An 868-nucleotide genomic window follows, 5' to 3' on the forward strand; every position below is an offset into this window, starting at 1 on the left:
ATCCGGCTTGACCGGCGGTTTCCCACCATATTCATTTTATCAGAACACCCAGCAAAATGCAATCCTACAAAAATGTCTAACTATCAATCTATGATGATAGTAACCAACAAAGGAAGGAGTTTTATGGAACAGACGATACTGAACCCGGTGGAGATCATCGCCTACGCCGGGCTGGAACGGAATCGACAGCGCCGGGCCAAGAGCCGGTGTGTCATCCGCCTCGATTTCAAGAGCGGGCGCGGCATCCTCTGCGATCTGGACAGGATTCGTTCATTGATGCACCAGACCCACACGCAGCATGAGATGTACCTGTTCAAGGAGATGGTGGGACGCCCGGTGGACCCCATGGCGCTGCACCCCATCCGCATCTTCATCGCGTCCCGTCCGGAGGGCAGGATGCACGGGACAAGGAGGACGGCATGACCAAGGACCGTTCCATCATCCTGACCATCCGGGAATACGAGAACTCCGTGGACATGCCCGACGAGGAGCGCGTCACCTATCTCGACCCGCGCGGCGGAGTCCATCTGAAGGACGGGGATGACCGTTCACAGGAGTATACGGACTATGCGGAGGAGTGCGCGGAGTATCTTCGGTTCGGCGATGAGGTGGATGATGTCACCTGCGGGGATTTCCCCCGCACCAGCGCAGTGAAGGTCTGCGATACGCCCCGACTGTACATAGAAGCCGGGTTCGACCCGCTTCCCATGCTCTACACCCAGAAGCATCTTCTCAGGGCGATCCGTCCAAAAAGCGAGGATGACCCGCACCGTCACGGCCTGTCCGTCGCGCAGTTGAAGCGCCTGCCGGAACTGCTGGCCCATCCGGTGATGCTCTGCGACAGCCCGGCACGGGAGGATACGCTGCT

General features: G+C 58.6%; 2 protein-coding genes. Both read left to right on the top strand.

The annotated features are described in order from the left end of the window. The first annotated feature begins 123 nt into the window (after positions 1 to 123). Positions 124 to 423, top strand: a complete 300-nt coding sequence (locus tag B5G37_RS14695; protein WP_087258991.1) for a hypothetical protein — start codon at positions 124 to 126, stop codon at positions 421 to 423. Next, on the top strand, positions 420 to 868 hold a 449-nt coding region (locus B5G37_RS14700; RefSeq protein ID WP_143483008.1), incomplete at its 3' end, for a hypothetical protein. The genes B5G37_RS14695 and B5G37_RS14700, both read left to right, overlap by 4 nt.

Origin of the sequence: Pseudoflavonifractor sp. An85, from assembly GCF_002161235.1 — a bacterium.
Lineage (GTDB): Bacteria > Bacillota > Clostridia > Oscillospirales > Oscillospiraceae > Enterenecus.

Coding starts and splice junctions, on each gene's coding strand:
- B5G37_RS14695 (WP_087258991.1), top strand. CDS start 124: ATGGAACAGACGATACTGAACCCGGTGGAGATCATCGCCTACGCCGGG.